The sequence below is a fragment of the uncultured Aquabacterium sp. genome (assembly GCF_947366995.1).
In the GTDB taxonomy this organism is placed as follows: Bacteria; Pseudomonadota; Gammaproteobacteria; order Burkholderiales; family Burkholderiaceae_C; genus Aquabacterium.
In genome coordinates this window covers 1-4,750 of record NZ_CANBCC010000117.1, presented here as the reverse complement: position 1 = coordinate 4,750, position 4,750 = coordinate 1, and the positions used below count along the sequence as shown (strand labels likewise).

4 protein-coding genes are annotated in these 4,750 nt (G+C 60.3%); 2 read left to right on the top strand and 2 right to left on the bottom strand.

Translation table 11 applies throughout. The annotated features are described in order from the left end of the window. Window positions 1-28: 28 nt before the first annotated feature. Entirely contained in the window at window positions 29-325 is a 297-nt protein-coding gene (locus Q0Z44_RS18080) for a hypothetical protein (protein WP_298015375.1), read from the bottom strand. A 132-nt stretch (window positions 326-457) separates the two neighbouring features. After that, window positions 458-931 (bottom strand): HAD-IC family P-type ATPase, encoded by a 474-nt coding sequence (locus Q0Z44_RS18075; protein WP_047219924.1) that lies wholly within the window; start codon window positions 929-931, stop codon window positions 458-460. Between the two features lie 385 nt (window positions 932-1,316). Here Q0Z44_RS18075 and atzF point away from each other — a divergent pair, with 385 nt between their 5' ends. Next, entirely contained in the window at window positions 1,317-3,152 is a 1,836-nt protein-coding gene (atzF, locus tag Q0Z44_RS18070; protein ID WP_229297114.1) for an allophanate hydrolase, read from the top strand. Window positions 3,153-3,301: 149 nt separating this feature from the next. Continuing rightward, a partial coding sequence (locus Q0Z44_RS18065) for a hypothetical protein (protein ID WP_298015370.1) occupies window positions 3,302-4,750 on the top strand: 1,449 nt, incomplete at its 3' end.

The following is a 4,750-nucleotide window of genomic DNA, read 5'->3' as shown; positions in this document are numbered from 1 at the left end:
CGCCAGTGCTAGCTTTTCGTACCGTCACTTATTGCACTGAAAACGAGGAGACCCCCTCTTCCATCGTTTGCAGCTCGTGTGCCATCCGCGCAATAACGCGCAGTCGCGCGTAGGCCCGGTCCGCATCACTGCTGAACGGTTCATTGGCGACGATACCGACGACATGGCTAGCGTTTTGTTGTACTTCCTGGGCAAAGGCTTGCCGGGCTGCATGAAGGCTTTCGCCCGCCAGCTGCAAAGAACGCAAAGTGTTCGCTGAAATAGACATAGAGACTCCCAAGGTTGCATCTTCGCCCTCGGCACTGCGCGATGCAAGTTTTGTCAAAGACCTGAGTGTAGAGAAACACCCATTGGCGAAGAACTGGGGTACGTCAATGCAGATGGACTGCCGGTTCAGCCGCGCCGCGCTGTCGAACTAGAGGGCGCGAGAAAAGAAGGGTCGCGCATACGAGGGGAATTAGCAGTGCAGCGGCGTGCGGACCACGTCAGTCCTGCAAGCACTCATCGCGACGCCGATTTGAGCAGCCTTGAGGGCGGGTACGTCGTTGACGCCGTCCCCAGTCATCGCGACCACATCGCCTTGTTTGCGAAAACCCTGCAACAGCCGAATTTCCTGTTCGGGCTGCACCCGACAAAGCACGTGAGTGTCAGCTAGGCGCGCTGCCAGTGCTGTGTCATCCAGTTGGTTTAACTCTGGGCCTATCACTGATCGCCCGTCGGCGACCAAGCCTGCTTGTCGTGCGATGGCCAGGGCTGTGTGGGGATGGTAACCCGTGATCATCACGACCCGGATACCTGCACATCGGCACTCGGTGATGGCAGCCGGCACATCCGGTCTCACTGGATCCTTCAGCGCAACCAGTCCCACGAACTCGATGTCGTGCTGGCCGCTGGGCAACTCACCTGAGGGAAAGAAGGAGCAGGTGATCATCACCTATTGGGAACGGCTCTACTGTGAAGGGCGTTGGCCGCTGCACGAATTCGTCATCGTTGCATCAGCGATGTTGATGGACTGGGCAGGCTGATTGCATCGCCAGCGCGCTGGCGGTGCACCGCGGCGAAACGAGCAGGTGGTATGCGTCCCAGCCACTCCTCTGAGCCCGCATCTCTGTCTCCTGACCGTGCAGCACGGCTGCTTGCGTTGGAATATTTCGTTGAGATTGCCACCGGTCCCGCGAAGACGGTGCACCAAGAGTGAATCCACATCCGCGCCAATGTGGACCATCCTACCGAAGGACTGGTTTCCAGTCTTGCCTTGATGCATCTCGGGATCGCGCTCCCCGCTTTCATCTTGAGGGTTCATGCCCGGCGCATCAATGGTGCTCATCAACTGGCGCAACCAGGCACCCGGGCTGTGCAACTGCCTTGGCACAGTCCTTGCTTACGTTCTTGTATCCAAGATTGAATTCTTCAAAATGGTGCATTCCAACCTCCGTTCTTCAGACAACGCCTCTTCCATGGAGGGCATAGCGTCTCAGTTTGCTAAGGAGGCCTGGCTTCTACGCTGCGAGCCAGCGTTAGCGGGCACTGCTGGGGGGCCGCTCAGCGGACTTCGTTTTGCTGTCAAGGACAACATTGATGTTGCGGGCCTGCCAACTACAGCCGCCTGCCCCGCTTTCGCGTACAGCGCAGCCGCCCACGCGGTGGTCGTGCAGCGCCTTCTGGAGGCCGGGGCAACGCTGGTCGGCAAGACCAACATGGACCAGTTCGCCTGCGGGCTCAATGGCACGCGCACACCGCACGGTGCAGTGCCCAATGCATTCAACGCTGCGTATGTGTCGGGCGGGTCGAGCTCCGGCTCGGCTTACGTGGTGGCAACCGGCCAGGTGGACTTTGCGCTGGGCACCGATACGGCCGGCTCGGGCCGGGTGCCTGCCGGCTTGAACAACATCGTGGGCCTGAAGCCGACCAAGGGCCTTATCAGCGCCCGCGGGGTGGTGCCGGCTGCACAGAGTGTTGATTGCGTTTCCATATTCGCGCGCACGGTGGATGTGGCCGCCTCCGTACTGCAAGTCGCGCAGGGGTATGACGCCCAGGACCCCTACAGCCGGCAACTCGCATTGGCATGTCAGCCCGTGCCCGAAGGCTTTCGCTTTGGCGTGCCGGATGTGCTCGATTTCCTTGGCGACGGCGCTGCCGAAGCGGCGTTTGCCGAGGCGGTGAACCGGCTGCGTTCGCTGGGCGGTACGTCGGTCCCCATCGCCTATGAGCCGCTGGCGAAGACCGCGGCCCTGCTGTACGAAAGTGCACTCGTTGCCGAGCGCTACGCCGCGGTGCGCTGCTTCTTTGATCAAAACGCCAGCGAAGTGGTGGAACCAGTGCGAAGCATTCTGGCCAGCGGGCGCAGCTACAGCGCGGCAGATCTGTTCGATGCACAGACTCGCCTGCGGGCGCTGGCCCAGCAGGTGGCACCGCTGTGGCAGGGCCCAGACGCAGTTGATGTGATGCTGCTGCCTACGGCCCCCACACACTACACCATTGCAGCGATGGACGCGGACCCTGTAGCACTCAACCGCAATCTGGGCGCGTACACGAATTTTGTCAATTTGCTGGACTATGCCGCCATCTCGGTGCCAAGCAGCCTGAGGCCCGATGGCCTGCCGTTTGGAATCACCCTCGTCGGCCCGTGCGGCAGCGACTGGCGGCTGGCTGAACTTGGCCAGCGCTACCACCAGGCCACCGGTCTGACACAAGGTTCCACCGCCCAGCCGCTGCCTGCACCGGGCGCCATTCCCGGCTTGGTCGCGCCGGCCACGGTACGGGTCGCCGTGGTGGGCGCGCATTTGTCCGGCATGCCCCTCAATGGCCAGCTGACAGAGCGTGGCGCGCGCCTGCTGGGCCCTGCCGAAACGGCGCCCGACTACCGTTTCTTTGCCTTGCCCGGGACCGTGCCGCCCAAGCCCGGGCTGCTCCGAGTGGAGCCGGGCGCGGGCGCACGCATCGCACTGGAAATCTGGGAGATGCCGGCCGAGCATTACGGCTCGTTCGTGGCGCTGGTGCCCGCGCCCCTGGGCATCGGAACCCTGGCGTTGGACGATGGGACCACCGTTCAAGGATTTGTCTGCGAGGCCCTTGCCACAGCGGGCGCGCAGGACATCTCGCATCTCGGCGGCTGGCGTGCCTATCTGGCTTCGCTACGAAGCAACGCCTGAGCTGCCCTGCAAGTCTCCCCTCACGTTCACCACCCCCCCTTCTACGTATGACGACTCGAAATAATATACTATCAGTCCCTCCTGGACTACGCCTCTTTCATCGGGGGGATCTCGACGGGTTCTTTGCTCTTGGGCTGGATAATATGCTCATGCTGATATTGATGAGCAACTTTTGCCTCGGTTTCCCGCTCTATATGCCCCGGGAGTTGTTTTTTGAGCGTATTTTACCTGCAGCCGCGTTGGGTCTTGTCATCGGCAACCTCTATTATGCGAGACAGGCTTGGAGGCTTGCGCAGCAGGAAGGGCGAAGCGACGTCTGTGCACTGCCGTTCGGCATCAACATCATCTCCTTAATCGCCTTTGTTTTCCTCGTACTTTACCCAGCGAAATTCATCGGCGAGGCACAGGGATTGACCGGGGATGATGTCGCTATCTTTGCTTGGCGGGCCGGTATACTGGCTTGTTTCGTCTCGGGGCTCATCGAGTTCTTCGGCAGTTTCGTGGCGGAGAGTATCCGTCGATTTACGCCACGGGCTGCGCTGCTCGCACCCGTTGGAGGCATTGGCCTCTGTTTCCTTTCGATGGACTTTTTCTTTCGTGCCTACGCCTCTCCGCTTCTCGGGCTCGTCACACTCGGTGTCACATTTCTGTTCTATTTTGGACGGCTTAGCATCAAGGGTGGGATCCCTTCCGGCCTGATCATCCTGGTGACCGGCACTGGCCTAGCGTGGATGCTCCATTTTGTCCAAGGCGCGCAGGTAGTCCCGGTCGGAAACCTCGCTGATGCCCGCCTCGCTTTCTATCCGCCAGTTCCTGTGTTGGGCGATCTGGTCGCTTCGTTCTCGATGCTTCCCCTGTTTCTGCCTGTAATTCTCCCCATCGGATGCATCAGTGTGATCATGTCCCTGCAAAACATTGAATCTGCGACGGCCGCCGGGGATCGCTACCCGATGCTGCCTTCAATGCTTTATAATGGCGTATCGTCGATTCTCACGGGCGCGTTCGGCAGCCCGTTTCCGACGAGCATCTACATCGGGCACCCGGGTTGGAAGGCGATTGGGTCGCGAGTGGGTTACTCTGTGCTCAATGCGGTGTTCGTATCTATTCTTTGCCTGACAGGTGCCTTGAGCTGGGTGGTCTACTTCGTCCCCGTGGAAGCGGGCATGGCGATCCTGATCTGGATTGGGGTGGCAATGGCCTCGCAGGCTTTCGAAGCGTCTCCTGCGCGGCACATTCCAGCTGTGGTGGTCGGAATGATGCCCGTGCTCGCGGCATTTTGTGCGCTCCTTGTGAAAAAGACCCTTGTCTCCCTAGGCTTCGGCGGCGCGGACAAACCGTTTCCAACGGACATGGGTGACACGTTCGTCTCGACGACCGATTTTTTTGTGCAGGGCATGCTCTCGCTGGAGCAGGGCTACGTATACACCTCAATGGTTCTTGGTGCTGCGACCGTATATATCATTGAGCGGCAGTTTGGCCGAGCGGCCATTTGGTTCTTGATCGGGGCTGCACTCTCAGGGATCGGCTTCATCCACAGTTTTGTGATTGAACAAGCGGATGTGGTGGGGCGGATAGGGTTCTTTTTCACGGCTCCGGCC

Excerpts from the sequence above, each read along its gene's own strand:
- Q0Z44_RS18075 (WP_047219924.1), bottom strand. The coding sequence starts at position 931 with ATGATCACCTGCTCCTTCTTTCCCTCAGGTGAGTTGCCCAGCGGCCAG.
- atzF (WP_229297114.1), top strand. The coding sequence starts at position 1,317 with ATGGTGCTCATCAACTGGCGCAACCAGGCACCCGGGCTGTGCAACTGC.